19 protein-coding genes are annotated in these 19,087 nt (G+C 51.7%); 14 read left to right on the top strand and 5 right to left on the bottom strand.

The window, feature by feature from the left end; genetic code table 11:
- Nucleotides 1-43 precede the first annotated feature (43 nt).
- The 4 genes from AMM03_RS10665 (at nt 44) to AMM03_RS10650 (ending at nt 3,931) form a co-directional block, all read left to right on the top strand.
- Nucleotides 44-304, top strand: coding sequence for a type B 50S ribosomal protein L31 (locus AMM03_RS10665; protein WP_090131401.1), 261 nt, complete (start codon nt 44-46; stop codon nt 302-304).
- A 116-nt stretch (nt 305-420) separates the two neighbouring features.
- Entirely contained in the window at nt 421-2,208 is a 1,788-nt protein-coding gene (locus tag AMM03_RS10660; protein WP_194942854.1) for a hypothetical protein, read from the top strand.
- A 14-nt stretch (nt 2,209-2,222) separates the two neighbouring features.
- Nucleotides 2,223-3,575: an MATE family efflux transporter gene (locus AMM03_RS10655; RefSeq protein WP_090131398.1), complete on the top strand. Its 1,353-nt coding sequence runs from the start codon at nt 2,223-2,225 to the stop codon at nt 3,573-3,575.
- Between the two features lie 56 nt (nt 3,576-3,631).
- Complete coding sequence (locus AMM03_RS10650; RefSeq protein WP_090131396.1) at nt 3,632-3,931, top strand: antibiotic biosynthesis monooxygenase family protein; 300 nt, start codon at nt 3,632-3,634, stop codon at nt 3,929-3,931.
- On the opposite strand, the gene AMM03_RS10645 is transcribed toward AMM03_RS10650, so the two are convergent.
- Nucleotides 3,932-4,288 carry a MarR family winged helix-turn-helix transcriptional regulator gene (locus tag AMM03_RS10645; RefSeq protein ID WP_228764655.1) on the bottom strand — a complete coding sequence of 119 codons (357 nt, stop codon included), beginning with the start codon at nt 4,286-4,288 and terminating at the stop codon, nt 3,932-3,934.
- Nucleotides 4,289-4,468: 180 nt separating this feature from the next.
- Between AMM03_RS10645 and AMM03_RS10640 the strand changes: the two genes are divergently transcribed.
- The 7 genes from AMM03_RS10640 to dnaG all read left to right on the top strand — a co-directional run bounded on the left by AMM03_RS10640 (nt 4,469) and on the right by dnaG (nt 11,140).
- Nucleotides 4,469-5,173 (top strand): fumarylacetoacetate hydrolase family protein, encoded by a 705-nt coding sequence (locus AMM03_RS10640; RefSeq protein ID WP_090131393.1) that lies wholly within the window; start codon nt 4,469-4,471, stop codon nt 5,171-5,173.
- A 59-nt stretch (nt 5,174-5,232) separates the two neighbouring features.
- Entirely contained in the window at nt 5,233-5,721 is a 489-nt protein-coding gene (locus AMM03_RS10635) for a TRAP transporter small permease (RefSeq protein WP_090131391.1), read from the top strand.
- On the top strand, nt 5,718-7,037 hold the full coding sequence (locus AMM03_RS10630) for a TRAP transporter large permease (protein ID WP_090131389.1): 1,320 nt from the start codon (nt 5,718-5,720) through the stop codon (nt 7,035-7,037). The genes AMM03_RS10635 and AMM03_RS10630 overlap by 4 nt, the downstream gene beginning before the upstream one ends.
- Nucleotides 7,038-7,101: 64 nt before the next feature.
- Nucleotides 7,102-8,175: a TRAP transporter substrate-binding protein gene (locus tag AMM03_RS10625; RefSeq protein WP_090131386.1), complete on the top strand. Its 1,074-nt coding sequence runs from the start codon at nt 7,102-7,104 to the stop codon at nt 8,173-8,175.
- On the top strand, nt 8,172-8,723 hold the full coding sequence (locus AMM03_RS10620; protein ID WP_090131385.1) for an NUDIX hydrolase: 552 nt from the start codon (nt 8,172-8,174) through the stop codon (nt 8,721-8,723). The genes AMM03_RS10625 and AMM03_RS10620 overlap by 4 nt, the downstream gene beginning before the upstream one ends.
- Before the next feature lie 65 nt (nt 8,724-8,788).
- Nucleotides 8,789-9,022 (top strand): hypothetical protein, encoded by a 234-nt coding sequence (locus AMM03_RS10615; RefSeq protein ID WP_090131599.1) that lies wholly within the window; start codon nt 8,789-8,791, stop codon nt 9,020-9,022.
- 81 nt (nt 9,023-9,103) lie between these two features.
- A complete protein-coding gene (gene dnaG / locus AMM03_RS10610; RefSeq protein ID WP_090131597.1) occupies nt 9,104-11,140 on the top strand; it encodes a DNA primase in 2,037 nt (678 codons plus the stop codon).
- A 288-nt stretch (nt 11,141-11,428) separates the two neighbouring features.
- Here the strand turns inward: dnaG and AMM03_RS14310 are convergent, their stop codons facing one another.
- Entirely contained in the window at nt 11,429-11,914 is a 486-nt protein-coding gene (locus tag AMM03_RS14310; RefSeq protein WP_228764654.1) for a hypothetical protein, read from the bottom strand.
- Here AMM03_RS14310 and rpoD point away from each other — a divergent pair.
- Nucleotides 11,895-14,087 carry an RNA polymerase sigma factor RpoD gene (rpoD, locus tag AMM03_RS10605; RefSeq protein WP_228764653.1) on the top strand — a complete coding sequence of 731 codons (2,193 nt, stop codon included), beginning with the start codon at nt 11,895-11,897 and terminating at the stop codon, nt 14,085-14,087. The genes AMM03_RS14310 and rpoD overlap by 20 nt on opposite strands.
- 92 nt (nt 14,088-14,179) lie before the next feature.
- Here the strand turns inward: rpoD and AMM03_RS10600 are convergent, their stop codons facing one another.
- The 3 genes from AMM03_RS10600 to paaZ all read right to left on the bottom strand — a co-directional run bounded on the left by AMM03_RS10600 (nt 14,180) and on the right by paaZ (nt 17,721).
- Nucleotides 14,180-14,635 carry a hypothetical protein gene (locus AMM03_RS10600; RefSeq protein ID WP_090131383.1) on the bottom strand — a complete coding sequence of 152 codons (456 nt, stop codon included), beginning with the start codon at nt 14,633-14,635 and terminating at the stop codon, nt 14,180-14,182.
- 26 nt (nt 14,636-14,661) lie between these two features.
- Nucleotides 14,662-15,369: a TerC family protein gene (locus AMM03_RS10595; RefSeq protein ID WP_090131381.1), complete on the bottom strand. Its 708-nt coding sequence runs from the start codon at nt 15,367-15,369 to the stop codon at nt 14,662-14,664.
- A gap of 306 nt (nt 15,370-15,675) precedes the next feature.
- Nucleotides 15,676-17,721 (bottom strand): phenylacetic acid degradation bifunctional protein PaaZ, encoded by a 2,046-nt coding sequence (gene paaZ / locus AMM03_RS10590; protein WP_090131379.1) that lies wholly within the window; start codon nt 17,719-17,721, stop codon nt 15,676-15,678.
- A 183-nt stretch (nt 17,722-17,904) separates the two neighbouring features.
- On the opposite strand from paaZ, the gene soxX reads away from it, so the two are divergent.
- Together soxX and soxA are read left to right on the top strand one after the other, a co-directional pair.
- Nucleotides 17,905-18,294 carry a sulfur oxidation c-type cytochrome SoxX gene (soxX, locus tag AMM03_RS10585; RefSeq protein WP_090131377.1) on the top strand — a complete coding sequence of 130 codons (390 nt, stop codon included), beginning with the start codon at nt 17,905-17,907 and terminating at the stop codon, nt 18,292-18,294.
- Complete coding sequence (gene soxA / locus AMM03_RS10580; protein WP_090131375.1) at nt 18,291-19,085, top strand: sulfur oxidation c-type cytochrome SoxA; 795 nt, start codon at nt 18,291-18,293, stop codon at nt 19,083-19,085. Before soxX ends, soxA begins: the two co-directional genes overlap by 4 nt.
- Nucleotides 19,086-19,087: the final 2 nt, after the last annotated feature.

Below are 19,087 nucleotides of genomic sequence, written 5' to 3'. Positions count from 1 at the left end.
TGGTCCATGGGCGGCTGTCGCAACTGACCTCAAGGAAAAGATCATGAAAGAAGGCATTCACCCCAACTACCGAGAAGTTTGCTTCTTGGATTTGTCAAACGGCTTCAAGTTCGTTACACGTTCTTGCGTCAATGCCAAAGAAATGGTGAAAATGGACGACGGCCGCGAGTTGCCTTTGTTCAAACTGGATACCTCCAGCGAATCACACCCCTTCTACACAGGCACCCAAAAATCTGTCGACAACATGGGCGGCCGCGTCGAGAAATTCCGCAACCGTTTCGGCAAAACGCCTGTGGCCAAGTAATTTCGGATTACGTCACATCGTGACCCAACAGGGCAGCCCGGGCAACCGGCCTGCCCTTGTTTTTTGGTGGCCATGAACTTGCCATTTTTTTGCGTTTCTCTGCTATCTTTCAAGTTGTGACAAGCCTTACCCCCAATTCAAGTTCAAACCCCGCTATCGTGGCGCAAAGTGCCGTCAGGCGCCTGCCTCGTTGGGTCTTGTTGACACTGTGTTTGGCTTACATCCTGCCTGGCTTTGTCGGACGGACGCCATGGAAAGCAGACGACATGGAAGCTTTTGGCTTCATGTTGCATTTGGCTCAAGCGTATGGACCCGAAGCTGTCTCCTGGTTGAAGCCGTCCTTGCTTCAGCAAATCGATCCTAGCGCTGCACTGCTGCCCTATTGGTTGGGTGCATGGGCCATCCAACTTGCACCGCCTGGCGTACCTCTGGATGTGGCCGCCCATTTGCCCTTCATGGGCCTATTGGCTCTTAGCTTGGCGGCAACTTGGTACGCCGTTTATGCCTTGGCACGAAGCCCTGCCGCACAACCTGTTGCCTTTGCATTTGGCGGTGAGGCTCGGCCCGCTGACTACGCCCGAGCCGTTGCCGATGGTGGTTTGTTGGCCTTGTTGGCGTGTTTGGGTTTGGCGCGACTGTCCCACGAAGCCACGCCAGCTTTGGCTCAACTTTCCTTTGCGACTTTGCTCTTTTTTGCCTTGGCAAATTTAAGTCGCAAAAGACTGATCGGTTTGTGCAGCGCCTGTTTTGCCATCCTCGGAATGGCGCTGTCAGGCGCACCCGCATTGGCCATGGTATTGGGTGTCGGCGGTGCCTTGATCATGGCGCTGGATGCCGAGAAACCATCTTCCTTAAGAGTGCGGCGCATCGACGTTGCCTGGATCATTCTGATTTGTTTGGCCTGCGCTGCGGTTGTCAGTGCACTAGGACTTTGGCGGTGGCGTTTGAACTTCTCGCAAATGCTTGAAATTAAATCCATGATGCGCCTGATGCTCTGGTTTACATGGCCTGCTTGGCCACTTGCAATTTGGACCTTGTGGCGGTGGCGATACCAACTCAAAAATATTTTTGCCAACCCGCATTTATCCCTGCCACTTTGGTTCGCGGTGGTGGCCATCGGTAGCACTTTACTTTCGGGCTTGAATGATCGATCTTTGCTTTTGGCACTGCCTGCCCTGGCCACACTAGCCGCCTTTGCCTTACCCACACTCCAAAGAAGTGTGGCCGCTTTTCTTGATTGGTTCACGCTGCTATTTTTCAGCGCTGGCGCCATCATCATTTGGACGGTTTGGTTGTCTATGCACACTGGTGTACCCGCGCAACCAGCTATCAACGTCAGTCGACTTGCGCCGGGCTTTGTTCCAGAGTTTTCTGCCATTGCATTGGGCATTGCCCTGTTGGCAACTTTTGCTTGGGCCAACTTGGTCAAATGGCGCACAGGACGCCACCAACCCGTGCTGTGGAAAAGCATGGCCTTGCCAGCGGGCGGCGCAACTTTGTGCTGGCTTTTGATCATGACACTTTGGTTGCCCGTGCTTGATTTTGCAAGAAGCTATGCCCCCCTGGTGGCCAAGGTCGGCAGCATGATGGGCGAAACACAATGCGTGCATTTCTATGGTTTGACACGGGCCCAAGGTGCAGCTTTTGAATTTCATGGCCAAATGAAATTGATGCCTGCCCCCCTTAAGCAAGCAACAACCACAACCCCCACATCAGAATGCCCATGGTTGATTGTCGATACGCAATCTATTTCGGCGCTGCCCAAGGATGTGGACCTTTCTCTTTGGGTTCAGCATGCCACTGTACGTCGCCCCACAGACAACAACGAAGACATCGTTTTGTACAGAAAAAAACCCACTGAGCCTCTTATTGCTCCCATTGCGTCTCCAATTGTTGTCCAATAAGACTAAGCCTTTGAATGTTTGAAGCTCGGACCATTCTTCGTCACGCCTCAACGGTTTTAGTGGGGCAACTGGCTGTGATGGCTTTCGGCATTGCTGACACCCTGATTGCAGGCAGGTATGCCGCCTCTGCATTAGCGGCTTTATCGGTCGGATCGTCCATTTACATCAGCATTTATGTGGCGCTGAATGGCCTGATGCAAGCCCTTCTTCCAGTTTGGTCAGAACTTCGCGGAGCAGGTGATCACAAAGCATTGGGCAGGTCTGTCCGACAAGCCTTGTATTTGTGTGCATTTGTGAGTTTGGTGGGCACCTTGGCGCTGTGTTATCCAGATCCATGGTTGGAATACACCCAAGTTCCGCCTGAACTTCAAGCGGATGTCCGCGCCTATTTGCAAATCTTGGCCGCAGCGGTGGGCCCCTCCTTGTTGTTTAGGATGTACGCCACTTTGAACCAAAGTTTGGGAAAACCAATGTGGGTCACAGGCCTGCAAATTGCCGCTTTGGGCCTGAAGATCCCTCTCTCAATTGCCCTGACCTTAGGCTTCTGGGACATCCCTGCGCAAGGTGTTGTGGGTTGCGCTTGGGCCACTTTGATTGTGAATGTTTGGCTGATGTGCATGGGTATTTTTTATCTGCGTCATCTACCGCTTTATGTTGACTATCAAATTTGGAAGCGCATAGAACCGCCGAATTGGTCAACGATCCGACAATTTTTGAAGTTGGGCATACCGTCTGCCCTGTCATTGATGGTGGAAGTGACAGCCTTCACAATGATGGCCTTGTTCATATCTCGGCAAGGTGTTGTGGCTGCGGCCAGCCATCAAATCGCCACCAGCTTGGCCACTGTTTTGTACATGGTGCCCTTGTCTTTGGGCATTGCCAGCAGTGCCCGTGTTGGTTTCTGGATGGGTGCACAACAAACCAGGTTTGCCGAGCAGGCCGCGCACACGGGACTGAAATTGGCATTGTTGTTGGCCCTTGCGTGCAGTGCCACGCTGGCCTATTTCAGCCAAGCACTGGCCGAACTTTTTTCGACAGATACGGCTGTTGTCGCAAGTGCTTCGGTGGTTTTAGTGTGGGTCGCTTTCTACCATTTGATGGACGCCTTACAAGCAGTCAGTGTCTTTATATTGCGATGCTACAAAATGACGGTCTTGCCACTCATCATTTACTGCTTCATGCTTTGGGGCGTGGGGCTCTACGGTGCTTATGTTTGGGCTTACCAAGGCTTTGCGGGATGGCCAGCAAGGCCAGAGGTGGTCACTTTTTGGACCACCAGCAGTTTTGCACTCGGACTGGTCAGCGTGGCTTTTGTCTCTTTGGTTTTATGGTCGGCCAAACAGCGCAGAGTTGAAATGTCTGCTTGACCCCCCACTAAAATAGCCCAGTGAGCATCTCAACATCTCAACCTAGAAAGTAAATCATGATTCTCGAACTTGCTGACATTCGCATCAAGCCAGGCCAACAGACTGAATTTGAACAAGCAATTGAAATGGGCCTCAAAACTGTCATCGCTCGTGCCAAAGGCTTTCAGGGTGCCAAGGTCAATCATGGCATTGAAAGTCCAGACCGTTATGTCTTGCAAATTTTCTGGGACACGCTGGAAGATCACACCATTGGCTTTAGGGAGTCTCCCTTGTTCACAGAATGGCGCGCCATTGTGGGCCCCTTCTTTGCAGCACCGCCTTCAGTCGAGCACTTTGAATTAACTTACAAAAGCTGATCAAACATCATGGCTGGCCACCACTTTGGCCAACAAAGCTGTCAGGGTTTGTGCTTCGTCCTCGCTCAGCGGCGACAACAATTTGCTCTGCACTCGCTCAACGGCTTGTTTCATTTGAACTGTTGCCTCTTGACCTGCAGGCGTTAACCACAATATTTTGCGGCGCCTGTCGGCCTGATCTGCTTCACGTCGAATCCAGCCCTTGGTTTCCAAGCGACCAATCACAGACCCTGATGTAGCCGCATCAAATGCAACCCTGCCAGCCAAGGTTACTTGGTCGACACCGGGTGTGTCCATCACAGCATTCAAAATGGCAAATTGAACCGGCGTGACATCTTCGCCACTTAACTCTGACATAAAGAGCGCCACCGCAATTTGATGGGTTCTTCTGACAAGATGTCCAGGGGCCTGAGCAAAATCAAAACTTTGAGTCATAGGCGTTACATTCAATACTTTTGGGAAAGTGCCTCCGTTAATAAGTATACTTACGAAAACCATCGTTTCAACCGATAACTGTTCAAACTTAGAAAGGTTCCCATGAGTTTTGTTTTTCAACTTGCACCAACACCCTCTGTGCCCGTTCTAGGTCAGGCTGAACGTTTTCCAGTCAGACGCATTTATTGCGTGGGTCGCAATTACGAAGAGCATGCCAAAGAGATGGGTTTCACAGGCCGTGAACCCCCATTTTTCTTTTTGAAACCAGCTGATGCATTGGTCGTGGTGAACGAAGACGAAACGGGTCAGATGGCCTACCCTAGCCTGACTCAAAACTTCCACCATGAAATCGAATTGGTGGTGGCCATTGGCACGGGTGGTCGCAACATCAAAGCAGCCGATGCAGAAAAGCACATTTATGGCTACGCAGTGGGCTTGGACATGACGCGTCGCGATTTACAAAACGACATGAAAAAACAAGGTCGCCCTTGGTGCATTGGCAAGGCCTTTGACGAGTCAGCGCCCATAGGTCCCATCACGCCCAAAGCACTGGCTGGCGATGTCAATCACGCAGACATCGATGTTTCAGTCAATGGTGCTGTGCGTCAGTCAAGCAATGTATCCAAACTCATTTGGAACGTGGCAGAAACCATTGAACATTTGTCCAGCGCTTGGGAATTACAAGCTGGGGACCTCATTTATACAGGTACGCCAGAAGGTGTTGCCGCGGTGGTTGCAGGCGATGTATTGGTAGGCAAAGTTGCTGGCTTGGGTACTTTGACTGTCAAGGTCAATCCGGCCAAATAAGGCCGTGCAAAAGATGGGCTGTGACTCAGCCCATCTGTTTTGCGATTAGGAGACTCTCATTGAAAATTCTTGAACAACTGGCCAAGCTCTGTAGCATTTTGTCCGGTGCATTGCTCACATTCATTACCCTGATGACCTGCTACAGCCTGATAGGCCGAAACACCACAGGCGACACCATCACCGGCGACTTTGAGCTCACTGGCGTTGCAACCGGCGCCGCCATCGCTTTGTTCATGCCTCTGTGCCAACTTAAAAAAGCCAACATCATTGTTGACTTCTTCACAGCCAAGGCCAGTGAACAAACCGTGGCGCAATTGGACAGGCTGGGCGCACTTTTCATGGCGGCAGCCTTTGCGCTTCTGACCTGGCGCACCTACCTGGGCGGCATGAATGCATGGGCCTCACAATCTGGCTCCATGATGTTGGGGTTTCCAGAGTGGATTGTTTATGCCGCCATGACACCCCCATTGGCCTTGAGCGCCGTCATTGCTCTAACGCAAGCCATCATGGGCGAGAAGTTTTCGATCAGTGAAGGGGGATCCGCATGAGCGCCCTTAATTTGTGTCTCATTATTTTTGGCGCGATGCTGGTCCTCATGGCCATTCGTGTGCCCATTGCTGTGGCCATGTTTTCTGCAGGCACTTTGGGCTACCTCATCCAAACCGGCTGGGGACCTTATTCCAACTTTCTCAACAACTTGGCGTTTGCTCGGTTTGCCAGCTATGACTTGTCAGTCATTCCCCTGTTTATTTTGATGGGGCACTTTGCCACGCAAGGGGGAATCAGTAAGGCCTTGTTTCAATTTGCGGCCAGCGTCATGGGTCGCTTCAAAGGCGGCTTGGCCATGGCGGCCGTTTTGGCCAGCGCTGCCTTTGGTTCTATTTGCGGCTCTTCTGTTGCAACTGCAGCGACCATCACAGGTGTTGCGTTGCCAGAGATGAAGCGGCACGGTTATTCAGGTCGATTGTCTACCGGCACTTTGGCAGCCGGTGGCACGCTCGGCATTTTGATTCCGCCTTCTGTGCCGCTGGTGATCTATGCCATTCTGACTGAGCAAAACATTGCCAAATTGTTTGCAGCCGCCATGGTGCCTGGCATCATTGCCATGCTGGGTTACATGATTGCCATAGCCATTTATGTTCGCTTGGTGCCAGGTCAAGCACCCGAAGTCGATGACAACATTGAAAAGTTTTCGATCGCTGCATTGAAAGGCGTAGCGCCCATTGCCAGCGTTTTCGTGATTGTCTTTGGCGGCATTTACGGTGGCTTTTTCACACCCACTGAGGGGGCAGGCGTTGGTGCCGCATCGACCTTTATTGCTGCCCTTATCAAGCGCGAAATAACATGGGCCAAATTCAAAACTTGCTTCTATGCCACGGCTGAAAGTTCGGCCATGATCTTCATGATCTTCATTGGCGCCGATGTCATGAATTCATCTTTGGCACTCACCCAAGTACCCAATCAATTGGCGGCGGTGGTCAACAGCTGGGGGCTTGCACCTTTGATGGTGGTCGCTGCCATTCTGCTGTTCTACGTCATTCTGGGTGCCGTGATGGATGAGCTCAGCATGATTTTGCTCACCATCCCAATTTTCTTTCCCATGATCATGGGCTTGGACTTTGGCATGAGCAAAGAGCTCACCGCCATTTGGTTTGGCATCATGGTTTTGATGACTGTCGGCTTTGGCTTGTTGGCACCGCCGGTGGGGCTCAATGTCTATGTGGTCAACAGCATGGCCAAAGATGTGCCTATCTCTGAAAGCTACAAAGGCGTCACGCCATTCCTAATCAGCGACACCATCCGGACTCTGTTGTTGCTGTTTTTCCCCGGGATTTCCCTATGGTTGATTCAATACGTTGCCTAAGCTGATTTCAGAATTTCAATCAATCATCCGTTAACATTCACTTCATAATTATTTGGAGATTTCCATGATCAAACGTCGTTCACTTCTCAAGACAGGCGCTGCAGCTGCCATTGCCGCCCCCGCCATTACTGGCTTTGCTCAGCAAACCGTCACCTTGAAGTTTCACACTTTCATGGCCCCTCAATCCAATGTGTGGCTCAACATGCACAAAGCATGGATGAACAAGGTTGAAAAAGAATCCGGTGGCCGCATCAAGTTTGAAGCCTATCCCGCAATGCAATTGGGCGGTACACCCGTTCAACTTTACGATCAGGCACGCGACGGTGTGGTTGACATCGTTTGGACCCTTCCCGGCAATACAGCAGGCCGCTTCCCACGCATTGAAGTGTTTGAATTGCCCTTCATGATGACCAATGCCGAAGCCGCCTCTAAAGCGTACTGGGAATATGTCCAAACAATGGCTCCCGATGAGTTCAAAGAAACGCAAATCATTGCATTGCACGTTCATGGTCCCGGTGCCATTCACACCGTAGACAAGCCCGTCAAAACTGTGGCGGATTTGAAGGGTCTGAAAATGCGCGCCCCTACGCGTCAAGTCACCAAATTGCTTGGCGCCCTGGGCGCCATTCCAGTGGGCATGCCCTTGCCTGGTATTCCCGACGCATTGTCAAAAGGCACCATCAATGGCGCCGTCATTCCTTGGGAAGTGGTGCCTGCAGTCAAGGTCAACGAACTGACCAAGTTCCACGCAGAATTTGACCCTGCAGGTGGCTGCTTGTACACCACCACGTTTGTGATGACCATGAACAAGGCCAAGTACAACTCACTGCCAGCCGATTTAAAGAAGATCATCGACAACAACTCGGGTCTTGAAACATCTGGCTGGCTAGGCAAAGTCCAACAAGAAGGTGACATTCCAGGCCGCAAGTCAGCCACCGACCGCAACAACACCATCTTTACGGTGGGCACACAAGAAGCGCAAGAGTTCCGTCGCAAATCACGCGCGCTTGAAGTGGAGTGGATCGAGGACATGAACAAGCGTGGCTTCGATGGCCGCAAATTGTTGGACACGGCCCGCGCTTTGATTGAAAAACATTCCAAAGCACCTGCGGCCAAGTCACCGGCCAAGAAAGCTTGAGCTATCAGCGCCAATTGATCAAACACTGCCGAGCCTGTGGCTCGGCAGTTTTGTATCGACTTCCCGATGATGGCGATACCAAAGAGCGCGCTGTTTGTAGCGCGTGTCATTTGGTCCATTACGAAAATCCACTCAACGTGGTGGGTACCGTGCCCTATTTAGGCCAACGAGTCTTACTGTGCAAAAGAAACATTGAACCTCGAAAAGGCAAGTGGACCTTGCCTGCTGGATTTATGGAATTGGGAGAAAGTACGGCACAAGGCGCAGCGCGCGAAACGACCGAGGAAGCTGGCGCCAATTTCACAGTGGGCAATTTGTTCACCGTCATGAGCGTTCCCCGCGTGGGTCAGGTTCACCTTTACTATTTGGCTGAACTGCTGAACGAAGAATTTAATCCTGGCTTTGAAACGCAAGAAGCCAGAATGTTTTCTGAGGCAGAAATTCCTTGGGATGAACTTGCATTCCGAACCGTCCAAGAAACTTTAAAGCATTATTTTGAGGATCGAAAATCAGGGAAATTTGATGTTCATGCCTTTAATATTGACTGAGATCAGACTGAACTGCTTCTGATTCGTTGTATCCTCAAAAGGTCATGTTTTTTGAAGGAAGTTTCATGCATCAATTCATCGTTGCCAGTGCTCTTAGCACTTTGGCTTTGGTTTCTGTCGCTCAAACTGCAGCACCTACTGCACCTGTTGTGCCAGCCGCACCCGCCGCTGCCCCATCCCCAACGCCTGCAGTAGCACCTGCTGCTGCACCCGCAAGCAAGCCTGCCGCTGAGGCCCCCAAGGCCGCCAAGAAAACTGCCAAAAAGAAAAAACCAAAGGCCAAAAAGAAATCTCCTTGATTTTTGAATTTCGAGAAAAAGCCCTGCAATGCGGGGCTTTTTTTTGGCCAAGTCAGGCTGAACTTGAGTGAAAATAGACCTGTGGCCATTCCTCAGTCTTTCATTCAAGAATTACTTTCCCGCGTTGATGTTGTGGAGGTGGTGGGACGCTATGTCCAACTGAAAAAAGGCGGCGCCAATTTCATGGGCTTGTGCCCGTTCCATGGTGAAAAATCTCCTAGCTTTACCGTCAGTCCGACCAAGCAATTTTTTCATTGTTTTGGGTGTGGCAAAAACGGCAATGCCCTTGGTTTTTTAATGGAGCATGCAGGCATGACCTTCATTGAAGCCGTGAAAGACTTGGCGCAACAAACAGGCATGACCGTGCCAGAAGACGATGTGTCACCTCAAGACCGCGCCAAAGCGGCTGAGCAAAAACAAAAGCAAACCACCCTAAGCGACATGCTTGAAAAAGCGGGTGAATCTTATCGCCAACACCTGAAAAGCGCGCCGCAAGCTGTGGCCTATCTCAAAGGGCGTGGGCTATCGGGTCAAATAGCCAAACGCTTTGGCCTTGGCTATGCCCCTGAGGGTTGGCGCAGCTTGGCCAGTGTTTTTCCAAATTACGACGACCCCCTGCTGGTTGAAACTGGGCTGGTCATCGTGAATGAAGACGATGACAAACGCTACGATCGGTTTAGAGACCGTGTGATGTTTCCCATTCGAAATATCAAGGGCGAATGTATTGGTTTCGGTGGCCGCGTCATGGGAGACGGCACGCCCAAATATTTAAACTCCCCCGAAACGCCCGTTTTTCACAAAGGCCGGGAACTTTATGGCTTGTTTGAAGCCAGGGACAGCATTCATGCCGAAGGCTATGTACTGGTCACCGAAGGCTACATGGATGTGGTGGCCTTGGCGCAATGGGGTTTTCCCAATGCAGTGGCCACCTTGGGCACGGCTTGTACGCCAGACCATGTCCAAAAATTGTTCCGCTTCACGGACTCGGTTGTTTTTAGTTTTGATGGCGATAACGCTGGCAGACGTGCCGCCAGAAAAGCCTTAGACGGCGCCCTCAGTTACGCCTCTGATGTGCGCAGCATCAAGTTTTTGTTTCTCCCTCAGGAACACGACCCCGACAGCTACATTCGTGAAAAGGGCTCTGAGGCTTTTTCAAGTTGTGTGGCACAGGCCACACCTCTGTCTAAGTTTTTAATTGAAGTGGCCTCAGAAGACTGCGACCTTCAATCTGCCGAAGGCCGAGCCCACCTCTCTAGCAACGCCAGCCCTTTGTGGCGCGCCTTGCCAGATGGGGCCCTGAAACGCCAGTTGCTGTCCGAATTGGCGCAACTCATCCAACTCGATCCTGCAGAATTGGCCGGTTTGTGGCTGCAACAAGCTGAAGCGCAAGCAGCCCGAAGCCAGCCACGCAATGCGCCCAATAGCCGTCCCGCTGGCGGATTTCAAGCCACGTCTGGGACTCCCCCGATGGGTGCGTCTGCCAACACCAACGCAATTTATGACCCAGAGGCTTCGCCCTCCCCTTATCAACCCAATCGCAATGCGTACAGCAACGGCTCTGGCCGCAGGGCACGGCCAGATGGCAAAACCTGGCAGCAAGACGCCCAAGGCAAATGGCGCTTAGTGGGAGGCACAAACGATTCGAGTGGTGCTTCTCTAGGTCCCAGAACGCAACCTGCAAGCAGGGCCGACCATGCTATTCGGCTGGTTTTGTCCAACATGGCTTTGTGGGACAGTCTGTCGGCTGAAGACCATGGCATGTTGTGCGATTTACCGGGCCAACACGGTCAATTGATGCGTTGGCTTGAAAGCCAGTTTCATGACCATGGTCCACTTGCTTGGGGCACCTTGCAAGAAGAAATCAAATCCCAAGATTTTTCAAGTTTTGCCCAAAAACTCATGGCAGAACACGTTCCCTCAGAACCCGGCACCAACCCAGACTTTGAGCCAGGAGAGGCCCATCAAGAACTGCGTTTATTGCTCAACATGATGCTGATGGACCGCCTTAAAGAACTTGAAACCGAGGCCTTGAAAGCCGTCGAAACCAGTCAAGACCCTGAGGCCTTGAACAGGTGGCGTGCCCTGCAGCAGAGACGCCGCACCCTGATGAATTCATAAATTCATTGAGTTTGCTGGGGGGTTTTGGGTATAATCCACCCCTCAGGCAAGAGCGACAGCAGCACCTCCGGACCCGGCCAAAGCCTCAGCGCAACTCCCCTCCAGGGACGGCCAAATTACCGCAAGGACTGCACTCCAAATGTTCGCCCAGACATCTTGCCTCTAAAACCAATGCACCTCATGTGATCTGTTCGCAGGTCTTTGTTTGCATTTCCTCTCGCGCCAGAAGTTTGTGGCGCAGCGTTTGTTTCCTAGCCAGTTTGAAGTATTGAGGTCCATCATGCCCGCTCAAAAGCCGAAGAAGCCCGTCAAAGCACAAGCCGCCTCTGGCAAAAAATCAGCCAAGCCCGCTGTCAAAGCACCTGCTAAACCATCGGCTAAGCCCATGGCCAAGCCCGTTGCCAAAACAAACGGAAAAACAAGTCCAGCCAAAGCCAAGACACCGGTCAAAACACCCAGCAAGGCAATCGTCAAAGCACCTGCAAAGCCAGTTGCCAAAGCACCCGCCAAACCTGCTGCCAAGCCCGTTGTCAAATCTGCGCCGGCCAAGAAAGTCAGTTCAGTGCCCGTTTCAAAAAAATCGACGCCTTCCAAGCCCCCTGTCAAAACCAATGCAAAGGCAGCACCTGTCGCCGCCAAAAAACCAGCCGTGCAAGTTGCGGCTAAGGCAGCAGCGCCCGTAGCGACCAAGGCAGCAGCCAAGTCTGCTGCTAAACCTGTTGTTAAAGCTGTTGTTAAGCCAGTCGCTAAACCAGTGGATAAGAAGGCTGACAAAAAAGCCCCACTAGCAGAAGAAAAAATCAAGGCCAAAGACGCTGCCAAGGCCGCTCCCGAAGCCAAGCCTAGCAAAACAAGCGTACCTGACCCCGCTAAGTCAACGGGTGCCAAACGCGGCCGCAAGCCCAAGGCCGAAAGTGCTGCGCCCCTAGAAGAAGACCTCAGTGACATCGAAGACGATTTGGCTGGTGAGCCCGTTCCAGAGTCCACTGAAAAAGTCAAACCCCTGCGCATGAAGATCAGCAAGGCCAAAGAACGCGCCTTGATGAAAGAATTTGGATTGGACGAAACGGTTTTGTCCGAAGAAGACATGGCCAAACGCCGTCAACGCCTGAAGGCATTGATCAAGTTGGGCAAAACTCGTGGCTACCTGACCCACGGCGAAATTTCCGATCACTTGCCCGACAAGTTGGTCGACGCAGAAACTCTTGAGGTGGTGATTGCAACCCTGAACGATTTGGGTGTGGCTGTTTACGAACAAACACCCGATGCCGAAACACTGATCATCACAGACAACGCGCCCACAGGTTCTACGGAAGAAGAAGCCGAAGAAGCCGCTGAAGCCGCTTTGTCTACAGTCGACAGTGAGTTCGGCCGCACCACAGACCCCGTTCGCATGTACATGCGCGAAATGGGCACCGTCGAGTTGCTGACACGCGAAGGCGAAATTGAAATTGCCAAGCGCATCGAAGGCGGCTTGATGGACATGATGACCGCCATCAGCGCATCGCCCGCCACCATTGCAGAAATCTTGCGTTTGGCTGGTGAAATTCGCGAAGGCAAAATCGTCATCTCCACCGTTGTCGATGGTTTCTCCAACATCAACGAAGCCGACGACTATGTGGCCGAGGAAGACTTCGACGAATTTGACGAGTCGGATGACGACGACGGCAAAGGCGGCTCCAAAGCCCTCACCAAGAAATTGGAAGAACTGAAGAACCAAGCCTTGGAACGCTTTGACCGCATCACTGAACTCTTCGAAAAAGTTCACAAAATTTCTGCCAAAGAAGGCTGGGGCACTCCTGCCTACCAAAAAGCCCAGAAGGAATTGTCTGACGAACTGATGACCATTCGTTTCACAGCCAAAACCATTGAGAAGCTGTGCGACATGGTGCGTGGCCATGTGGACGATGTCCGTAAAAAAGAACGCGAATTGCGTCGCATCATTGTGGACAAGTGCGGATACCCCCAAGAGATGTTCATTGCCGAATTCAGCGGTCGTGACAAGAATAACCAACGCATTGCCTCCCACTTGCTTGATCTGAAATGGATTGAAAAACAAGCGGCAGCTGGCAAGCCTTGGAGTGCCGTCATGGGCCGAAACATTCCACCTGTGCAAGACTTGCAGCAAAAGCTGACAGACTTGCAAACCAGCGTGGTGGTGCCTTTGGACGAACTCAAGGACATCAACAAGCGCATGAACGCTGGCGAACGTGCCTCACGTCACGCCAAGAAAGAAATGATCGAAGCCAACTTGCGCTTGGTCATCTCCATTGCAAAGAAGTACACCAACCGCGGTTTGCAGTTCCTTGATTTAATTCAAGAAGGCAACATCGGTTTGATGAAGGCCGTGGACAAGTTCGAATACCGCCGTGGTTATAAGTTCTCCACTTATGCCACATGGTGGATTCGTCAGGCCATCACCCGCTCTATTGCGGACCAGGCCCGCACCATCCGTATTCCCGTTCACATGATCGAGACGATCAACAAGATGAACCGTATTTCGCGTCAGCATTTGCAGGAATTTGGCTTTGAGCCCGATGCCAGCATCTTGGCCGAGAAGATGGAAATCCCTGAAGACAAGATTCGCAAGATCATGAAGATTGCCAAAGAGCCGATCTCCATGGAAACGCCCATCGGTGACGACGACGACAGCCACTTGGGTGACTTTATCGAAGACAGCGCCAACACGGCGCCTATCGATGCCGCCATGCAAGCTGGTTTGCGCGATGTGGTCAAAGACATCTTGGACAGCCTCACACCACGCGAAGCCAAAGTGCTGCGCATGCGTTTTGGCATTGAAATGTCAACCGACCACACCTTGGAAGAAGTGGGCAAACAGTTTGATGTGACGCGCGAGCGCATTCGTCAAATAGAGGCCAAAGCACTTCGCAAGTTGAAGCACCCAAGCCGCAGCGACAAGCTTCGCAGCTTCATCGATACGATGTAAGCACACAAGATTGCATCATTGCAATCTTGATTCCATGAAAAAAGCCCCTCAAGCAAACGCTTGAGGGGCTTTTTTGTGGGCGCCTAAATAACTTATTCGCTGGCCATCACAATGGCAGCACTCATTGCCAAGACACCACTGGGTAAAGCCCACGTGGACTTTTCTTGTGGTTGCTCTGCGGTAACAGGATCCAAATTAACAGATAGCTTGGGGCGGCGAGCATCAATGACGCGCGCGAGGCCCACTTCACCCTTGATCTGTTTGGTCAACTCCGACAAAGCACCGTGCGCAACTCGAACGCTGACAGTGTTGCCACCACCTTCAAGTTTTTGAGCCAATTCAGCGGTCGTTTCTTGCGTCCACTCTTGGCGCCATTTTTTTTGTGCAGTATGAGTCAACCAACGACCTGTATGTCGATTCAAGCGAGGCGGGCATCCAATCAAAATCCAATTTGCAGCCTGCGGTGTTTGTTCACTCGCTGGCAGCATTGGTATAACTTGTTGGAGTGCATATTGCTTGTCGTCTATGTAAACAATAAATGTTTCCATTATTTTTCTCCTGGTTAAAAAATTGATTAGATGGATTGCGTCTCTGATTCTTCTTGCACCTGTTTGCGGGTCGCCCACCAGCCTGTTGCCAAGACACCAGCGACAGCCACGATGTAAGTGGCGCCACGAGCCAAGTTGTTGATGGTTTCGCCGCCATCAAACACAGGATCGAGTAACTTTTCATTGATGATCATTTGCGCAGCAGTGAAAGCCAAAACAGCGGCACCAAGGTGAATGATCACGGGCCATTTTTCGACCAAGCGCAACACCAACTTGCTACCTAACACCACGATCGGAATGCTAATCAGCAAACCAATGACCACCAAGTCAAAAGAACCATTGGCTGCACCTGCGACACCCAACACGTTGTCGACGCCCATGAGCGCATCTGCCACGATGATGGTTTTCATAGCGCCCCAGAATGTGGTAGCACCCACACCTTGATGCTCGTCTTCAGAAGTGTCTGAGATGAGCTTGTAGGCGATCCACAAGAGGCCCAAGCCGCCGACCAGCATGAGGCCAGGTATTTTGAGCAGCCACACCACGCCCACCGTCATGGCAGAGCGAACCACAATGGCACCGACGGTTCCCCAGACGATGGCTTTGTTTTGATGTTCAGGTGGGAGGTTGCGCGCAGCAAGCGCAATGACGATGGCGTTGTCGCCAGCTAAAACCAAGTCGATGAGAATGATGGCCAACAACGCTGACCACCATGGCACTGAAAACAATTCCATGAAAGACCTTCAATAACGATCCGAACAAGTCACAAATGCTTTAGACGCACTTGTGGCACGAGAGATCGAAGGTCTTGCTTTGCTTGTTATGAATCAGTTATATGCCCAACAAACCGAGAGTAAATACTCCGTAATGACGATTTGTTGATTCCTTCGTGCTGCCGGAAATGAATCCGCGCTTTTCACTGAACACAAAGGAATTTAGCTACTCCCCAACGATGCGCCTATTAGAAATGAAGCGGCTTGATTTGCCAAGCTGCCTGCCAATTAGGCTTAAGAATCGTGGGGATTTAGTGTCAACTTGGCTTAACGCTTTTTGGCAACCAAAGTCAGGATGTCGTAACTGGCCACCAGTTCTTTGTCTTGGTTGGTCACTTCGACATCCCATGCCACAACGCCCTGCCCTTGCCCGTTGGCGTCCTTTTTGTTGCGATCAATTTTGCGTTTGCAAGTCAGGCGAACTTGAATGCTGTCACCCAAGCCAACTGGCTTGACGAATCGCAAAGTATCCAAGCCGTAGTTGGCCAACACAGGGCCCGGTTCGGCCACCACAAACAAACCGGCGGCATCTGACAAAACCAAATAGCCGTGTGCAATGCGTTTGCCAAAGGCAGAAGCCTTGGCCGCCTCGTCGTCAAAGTGCATGTAGAACATGTCACCCGTGAGTTCACCAAAGGCTTTGACGTCGGCTTCGCCAATAACCTTGGAGGCGGTCAATAAGGACTCGCCAATTTGTAGCTCTTCAAAGTAAAGTTTGAAGGGGTGAGTGCCTGTTTCAATGACCTTGGCACCGCGTGCATATTCACGCGTGATGGCGGTCAGCATGGTGGGAGAACCCTGCACCGCAGCGCGTTGCATCATGTGTGTGACTGCGCGAATACCGCCCAACTCTTCACCCCCGCCTGCACGGCCGGGACCGCCGTGTTTCAAAGATGGCAAAGGTGAGCCATGGCCTGTTGATTCACCCGCAGATTCACGGTCAAGCACATGCAATCGGCCGTGGTTGGCTGCCAGGCGGGGTACCACTTGGGCTGCAACTTCTGGGGTTTTAGTCATCAAGGATCCCACCAAGCTGCCTTTGCCGCGCTTGGCCAAAGCCATGGCTTCTTCCATGTTGTCGTAGGGCATCAGCGTGCTGACTGGACCAAAGGCTTCAAGGTCGTGAACGCTGTCGGTGCTCATGGGTTTTTGGCACAAAAGCAAAGTAGGTTGGAAGAACGCGCCATTGGCCACGCCCTCGCCCACCAGGCTGAAATTGGCATCACCACCGCAAACCAACTCGGCACTTTGGCGCAGCATGGCCACACGCTCAGCAACGTCTGCTTGTTGTGACTTGGAAGCCAAGGCACCCATCTTGACGCCTTCAACGGAAGGATCGCCCACCACCACTTTCGACAAGCGGGCTTTGATTTTTTCTGCCACTGCGTCTAGGTGTTTGCGCGGCACGATAGCGCGGCGAATGGCGGTGCATTTTTGACCGGCCTTGACCGTCATTTCTCGCACCACTTCTTTGACGAACAAATCAAATTCTTCGTCATCGGGTGTGACGTCATCGGCCAAGATGGCGCAGTTCAAAGAGTCGGCTTCTGCATTGAATGGAATGCTGTTGCGAACCAAGTTAGCATTGACGCGCAACTTGGCTGCCGTGTCTGCTGAGCCCGTGAAGGTGACCACATCTTCTACCTCCAAGCGATCTAACAAATCTCCGGTGCTGCCAATGACCAATTGCAAGGCGCCCTTGGGCAAGATGCCCGATTGGTCAATCATGCGCACCAAAGCTTCCGTGAGGTAGCTGGTGGCGGTTGCTGGTTTGCCGATACAAGGCATACCGGCCAAGAAGGTGGGCGCGAATTTTTCCAACAAGCCCCACACAGGAAAGTTAAAAGCATTGATGTGCACAGCCACACCACCACGGGGTACCAAAATATGGGTGCCCGCAAAAGTATTTTTCTTGCCCAAAGAAGCCACCGGGCCTTCATGAATCAAATTGCCACTTGGCAATTCACTGGCGGCCATACCGGCATAGGCAAACAAAGTGCCTGTGCCGCCTTCAATGTCTACCCAGGAGTCGATGCGGGTCGCACCCGTGTGGGCTGAAATGGCGTAGAGCTCTTCTTTGCGTTCGCCTAAATATTTGGCCAAAGCGCGCAAAGCGGCAGCGCGTTGTTGAAAATCCATGGCCAACATACCCTCTAGGCCCGTGGTTCGGCCGTATGCGAGGGCCTCTGCAAAGTCGAGTGACTCGGCATGGGCAAATGCCACTTCTTGGCCATTGATGGCGCTGTGAAGGGCTTGGGCAGCTTGCAGACCGATCCAGCGGCCGGCGACGAAACTTTGGAGAACTGTGGTCATGTGATTTGGACCCTGACGGGCCTTAGAGCTCTGAAAAAAGAGCAGCGCTAATACCGCCTAGGAATTAACCGACCGCTCAGACTGGAAATATTATGCATGTTTATGGGTTTCGATGCGACATATCCAAATACGGGATAACCCGTACATGCAGTTAAATTCAAGAAAAAATTCTGGAATGACACAATGGCATCCATGCAGCAGATCGTGCTTTTGATACTGATGACCTTGGTGCCACATAGCTCGGGGGCACAAGGAATCCACTCTCAAGATGAAGGGCTGGAGATCATCGTCCAAAAACAACTGGGCAATTGTGTCGCCTGTCATGAAATACCTGGCGTTCAAAATGTCACCAGTAATTTAGGTCCCTCTTTAAAGGGTGTGGGCACAAGAATGACCCGGGAAACACTCACCCATTGGGTGAAGGATGCCCGAACTCTTCAACCCAACACACTGATGCCACCTTTTGGAAGCACAACCGGTTTGAACAAGTTGAGCCATCAACAACCACTCTTGACCGATGCGCAAATTCAAAAAGTTGTCGAAACACTCCTGACTTGGCAGTCGTTCCAATGACGGTATCCAATATCATGCGTCTGTTTTGGGTTGGCTTGGCCATAGCAGCAACTTTAAATTCAACAAGCAAGGCCAATGAGCGTCAACCGATACAAGCTCAAAGTGGCAATGCTTTTTTGAGTGCTTCGATGCAGGCCATGCAAAAAGACCCCATGGCCAACCCCATCAGCCTATGGCTGGACAAAGGGACTGCGTTGTGGACTGGCGCAAATCGGCAGGCATCGTGTGCGCAGTGCCATGGCCCCATCGAAAACAACAAGGCGCATGCCAATCAATTTCCAAAATGGTCTTTAAAATTTAAAAAGTTGATCAACCTAGAAGATCAAATTGTGGAATGCTCACAAAGAACTTCGCAACCGTATCAAAGTTTAGAGGATGCCAATGTTCTGGCCTTGAGCGCCCTTCTAAATCAACAAAGTCAAAATCAAGCCATCCAGCTCAAGCCCCACGACTCGCACAAAGAACAATGGCAGAGGGAACTCAATGAAGGCGCTCAACTTTTTACACAACGCATGGGGCGAATGAATCTGGCGTGTACCCATTGCCACGATCAAAACGTTGGTAAAAGAATGCAGGCAGACATCATTTCTCCAGGCCACCCTACTGGTTTTCCAATTTTTAAAATGAGCTGGCAAAGCGTGGGCAGCATTGATCGCCGAATCCGTGCTTGTTACTCCGGCGTTCAAGCAGAAATACCGAAACCCGGCAGTCGAGAACTGCGGCAGCTCGAATTGTTTTTAAAAATGCGCGCCGAGGGAATGCTCCTAGATGGGCCATCTTTAAGACGCTAGCC

Source organism: Limnohabitans sp. Rim11 (assembly GCF_001269365.1).
Lineage (GTDB): Bacteria > Pseudomonadota > Gammaproteobacteria > Burkholderiales > Burkholderiaceae_C > Limnohabitans_A.
Note: the sequence above shows the minus strand (reverse complement) of the source record. Positions and strands in the feature narration are given on the sequence as shown.

Coding starts and splice junctions, on each gene's coding strand:
- AMM03_RS10665 (WP_090131401.1), top strand. CDS start 44: ATGAAAGAAGGCATTCACCCCAACTACCGAGAAGTTTGCTTCTTGGAT.
- AMM03_RS10655 (WP_090131398.1), top strand. CDS start 2,223: ATGTTTGAAGCTCGGACCATTCTTCGTCACGCCTCAACGGTTTTAGTG.
- AMM03_RS10650 (WP_090131396.1), top strand. CDS start 3,632: ATGATTCTCGAACTTGCTGACATTCGCATCAAGCCAGGCCAACAGACT.
- AMM03_RS10645 (WP_228764655.1), bottom strand. CDS start 4,288: ATGTCAGAGTTAAGTGGCGAAGATGTCACGCCGGTTCAATTTGCCATT.
- AMM03_RS10640 (WP_090131393.1), top strand. CDS start 4,469: ATGAGTTTTGTTTTTCAACTTGCACCAACACCCTCTGTGCCCGTTCTA.
- AMM03_RS10630 (WP_090131389.1), top strand. CDS start 5,718: ATGAGCGCCCTTAATTTGTGTCTCATTATTTTTGGCGCGATGCTGGTC.
- AMM03_RS10625 (WP_090131386.1), top strand. CDS start 7,102: ATGATCAAACGTCGTTCACTTCTCAAGACAGGCGCTGCAGCTGCCATT.
- AMM03_RS10615 (WP_090131599.1), top strand. CDS start 8,789: ATGCATCAATTCATCGTTGCCAGTGCTCTTAGCACTTTGGCTTTGGTT.
- AMM03_RS10600 (WP_090131383.1), bottom strand. CDS start 14,635: ATGGAAACATTTATTGTTTACATAGACGACAAGCAATATGCACTCCAA.
- AMM03_RS10595 (WP_090131381.1), bottom strand. CDS start 15,369: ATGGAATTGTTTTCAGTGCCATGGTGGTCAGCGTTGTTGGCCATCATT.
- paaZ (WP_090131379.1), bottom strand. CDS start 17,721: ATGACCACAGTTCTCCAAAGTTTCGTCGCCGGCCGCTGGATCGGTCTG.
- soxX (WP_090131377.1), top strand. CDS start 17,905: ATGGCATCCATGCAGCAGATCGTGCTTTTGATACTGATGACCTTGGTG.
- soxA (WP_090131375.1), top strand. CDS start 18,291: ATGACGGTATCCAATATCATGCGTCTGTTTTGGGTTGGCTTGGCCATA.